Here is a 3,546-nt window from a genome sequence, read left to right as displayed (position 1 = left end):
GCTGACCACGCTGCGCGACTGGCTGATCGAGCAGCGCGAGCCGGCGCTGGCCGCGCGTTGCGACGGCTATCTGGCCCAGGTGCCGGCCGGTGCGACCGCGGTGCTGAGCGGCCCGACCGGCGAGCGAAACACGTATACACTCGGCCCGCGCGGCACGGTGTTGTGCGTCGCGGCAACGCCGGGCGGTGCGCGTGCGCAGTTCGCGGCGGTGCTGGCGACCGGTAACCGCGCGCTGTTCGCGGGTGCGGCCGGCGAGGCGCTGGTCGCCGCGCTGCCGGCGTCGCTGAAGGCGCACGCGGCCGTGCGCAAGCAGGCCGACGTGCCGTTCGACGCGGTGCTGTTCGAAGGCGACAGCGACGAACTGCAGACGCTCGTGAAGGACGTCGCGCAGCGGCCGGGCCCGATCGTGTCGGTGCAGGGCGTGTCGGTGGGCGCGTTCGAGAACGGCGACGCGGAAGATTACGCGCTGGAACGGCTGCTGACGGAGCGCTCGGTGAGCGTGAACACGGCCGCGGCGGGCGGCAATGCGAATTTGATGACGATCGGCTGATCATCCTTGCCGTTCGGATCAAACAAAGGAAGCGGCAAGGCGATCCCGAAGCCGCTCCATTTACCCTGGTACCAAGGAGATGCTATGCAACACACGATGAAAAAGCTGGCAGGCGCGACGTTTGTCGCCGTCATGTCGCTGGCGGGGACGGCCCATGCGGATGACGTGAAGATCGGTTACGCAGGGCCGATGACGGGTGCGCAGGCGCACTACGGCAAGGATATGCAGAACGGGATCGTGCTCGCGATCGAGGATTTCAACGCGACGAACCCGAAGATCGGCGGCAAGCCGGTGAAGTTCGCACTCGACACGCAGGACGACCAGGCTGACCCGCGCACCGGCACGACGGTTGCGCAGAAGCTCGTCGACGACGGCATCAAGGGCATGCTCGGCCACTTCAACTCGGGCACGACGATCCCGGCCTCGCGCATCTACGCGAACGCGGGCATCCCGGAAATCGCGATGGCGACGGCACCGGAATACACGCAGCAGGGCTACAAGACGACCTTCCGCATGATGACGTCCGACACGCAGCAAGGCTCGGTGGCCGGCACGTTCGCGTCGAAGGATCTCGGCATGAAGAAGATCGCGATCGTCGACGACCGCACGGCCTACGGCCAGGGTCTCGCCGACCAGTTCGAGAAGGCCGCGAAGGCCGGCGGTGCGACGATCGTCGACCGCGAATTCACGAACGACAAGGCTGTCGACTTCAAGGCAATTCTGACCAAGCTGAAGGCCGGGAAGCCGGACCTCGTCTACTACGGCGGCGCGGATTCGCAGGCTGCACCGATGGTCAAGCAGATGAAGACGCTCGGCATCACGGCTCCGCTGATGAGCGGCGAAATGGTGAAGACGCCGACGTTCCTGAAGATCGCGGGCAACGCGGCCGACGGCACGATCGCTTCGCTGGCCGGCCTCCCGCTGGAAGAAATGCCGGGCGGCAAGACGTACGCTGACAAGTACAAGAAGCGCTTCGGCGAAGAAGTGCAGACGTACTCGCCGTATGCCTACGACGGCGCGATGGCGATGTTCAACGCGATGAAGAAGGCCGATTCGACCGATCCGGCGAAGTACCTGCCGCTGCTCGCGAAGACCGACATGGCCGGCGTGACGTCGACGCACGTCGCGTATGACGCGAAGGGCGACCTGAAGAACGGCGGCATCACGATGTACAAGGTCGAGAAGGGCGAGTGGAAGCCGCTGAAGAGCATCGGCGGCAAGTAAGCAGCCTGTGATGTGACGCGCGGGCGGCGGCACATGTCGCTGCCCGGCCGATCATGCGAAATAGCCACCGGGCCGTCGGGCCGGGTGGCTTTTTCTTTTTCCGTGGCCGGGCAAGCGGCTAATCGCGGCGCACGCGCAGCAGGAACTTCTGCAGCTTGCCCGTCGGCGTGCGCGGCAGCGCCTGCGCGAACATGAATTCGCGCGGGATCTTGTACGCGGCGAGCCGTGCGCCGCAGAACGCGCGCAGCGCGTCCGCGTCGGGCGTGCTGCCCGCGCGCAGCACCACGTGCGCGACGACCGTCTCGCCCCAGTCGGGATGCGGGACGCCGACGACGGCCGCCTCGGCGATGTCCGGGTGCGCGCCGAGCACGTCCTCCACTTCCTTCGAATAGACGTTTTCGCCGCCGGTCACGATCATGTCCTTCAGCCGGTCGACGATGAACAGGTAGCCATCCTGATCGATCCGCGCGATGTCGCCGGTGCGATACCAGCCGTCCGGCGCGAACGCGGCGCGTGTCGCGGCTGCATCGTCGAGATAGCCGAGCATCATGCTGTCGGTCTTCAGCCAGATCTCGCCGGTCTCGCCCGGCTGCGCATCGATGCCGTCCATCCGCACGACGCGCAGGTCGACGCCCGGGCCGCCCGTGCGGCCGATCGAACCGGCCTTCGAGACCTGCTCGTCCGGATACAGCGTCGTGCCGGCCGGGCCCGCCTCCGTCATGCCGTACACCTGGAAGAACGCGTCGCTGCGATACGCGCGCGCGAGCCGCTCGGCCTGCGCGGGGCCGATCGGGCCGCCGCCGTACAGCCACGTGCGCACGCTCGACAGGTCGAACGCCGCGAAGCCGTCGATCGTGTCGAGCGGCAGCAGGTACGACACCGGTGCGCCGAAATACAGCGTCACGCGCTCGCGTTCGATCGCCTGCAGGAACCGCAGCGGATGGTATTCGCGCAGCAGCACGACGGTGCCGCCCGCATACAGCGTGCCGCCGAACCAGTTGTTGAGCGGCGACGAATGCCAGATCGGCATCGCCATCAGCGTGCGCTCGTTGCGGCCGATGCCGATCGCGAGCGCCGCCTGCATCGCCGCGAGCGTCACGGTGCGGTGGCTGTGCACGCAGCCTTTCGGGTGGCCGGTGGTGCCGGACGTATAGAGGATCTGCGCGATGTCGCCGTCGGCCGGCTCGATGCCCGCGAGGCCGTCCCTTGTTGCGCACAGCGTGTCGAAGCACGGCACGCCGTCGAGCTCGCCTTCGGTCACGAGCCGCCGCGCGGGATGCACGAGGCGTTCGACCACCGGCGCGAGCGCCACGTCGAACAGCAGCACCTTGCTGCGGCTGTGTTCGAGCACGTAGTCGACTTCCGGCGCCTGCAGCTTGTGGTTGATCGGCACGAACGTCGCACCGAGCCGCCACGCGCCGAACATCAGGTCGACGAAGGCCGGCGTGTTGAAGCACATCGCGGCGACGCGGTCGCCGGCCGCGATGCCGAGTGCGCTCAGCACGGCCGCCGTGCGGTGCGAGCGCTCGTGCGCGGCGGCATAGGTGATCGTCGCGGATTCGCTGACGAGGAACGGCTTGTCGGGCGTCGCACGGGCGGCGCGGTCGAGGGCGGCGACGAGGTTCATCATCGGTGCTCCGGGCAGGCGAACGAAGGCGAACTGGGCCTTGTCAAGCGATCCGAAAGGGCATCAGGCTGGGTATGCGCGCTGCAGCAGCGCGGCGACGTCGATCGCATGCGGGTCGAAGCCGCCCGCGATGCGGCCCCAGTCG

At 67.9% G+C, this 3,546-nt stretch carries 2 protein-coding genes and 1 pseudogene; 2 read left to right on the top strand and 1 reads right to left on the bottom strand.

Going from position 1 to position 3,546, the window contains the following annotated elements:
* Together JYJ84_RS31645 and JYJ84_RS31640 are read left to right on the top strand one after the other, a co-directional pair.
* Window positions 1-550: pseudogene (locus JYJ84_RS31645) on the top strand (trifunctional transcriptional regulator/proline dehydrogenase/L-glutamate gamma-semialdehyde dehydrogenase); the annotation flags it as partial.
* Between the two features lie 84 nt (window positions 551-634).
* Window positions 635-1,774 (top strand): branched-chain amino acid ABC transporter substrate-binding protein, encoded by a 1,140-nt coding sequence (locus JYJ84_RS31640; protein ID WP_122944079.1) that lies wholly within the window; start codon window positions 635-637, stop codon window positions 1,772-1,774.
* Window positions 1,775-1,892: 118 nt separating this feature from the next.
* On the opposite strand, the gene JYJ84_RS31635 is transcribed toward JYJ84_RS31640, so the two are convergent.
* Window positions 1,893-3,401: a class I adenylate-forming enzyme family protein gene (locus JYJ84_RS31635; protein ID WP_175222304.1), complete on the bottom strand. Its 1,509-nt coding sequence runs from the start codon at window positions 3,399-3,401 to the stop codon at window positions 1,893-1,895.
* Between the last annotated feature and the right edge of the window lie 145 nt (window positions 3,402-3,546).

It is taken from the genome of Burkholderia sp. LMG 13014 (genome assembly GCF_905232215.1).
Lineage (GTDB): Bacteria > Pseudomonadota > Gammaproteobacteria > Burkholderiales > Burkholderiaceae > Burkholderia.
The sequence above is the reverse complement of the archived record's forward strand: the minus strand, read 5'-3'. Positions and strand labels throughout refer to the sequence as shown.

What these genes read in the sequence shown, in the direction of transcription:
- JYJ84_RS31640 (WP_122944079.1), top strand. Translation starts at nt 635, where the DNA reads ATGCAACACACGATGAAAAAGCTGGCAGGCGCGACGTTTGTCGCCGTC.
- JYJ84_RS31635 (WP_175222304.1), bottom strand. Translation starts at nt 3,401, where the DNA reads ATGAACCTCGTCGCCGCCCTCGACCGCGCCGCCCGTGCGACGCCCGAC.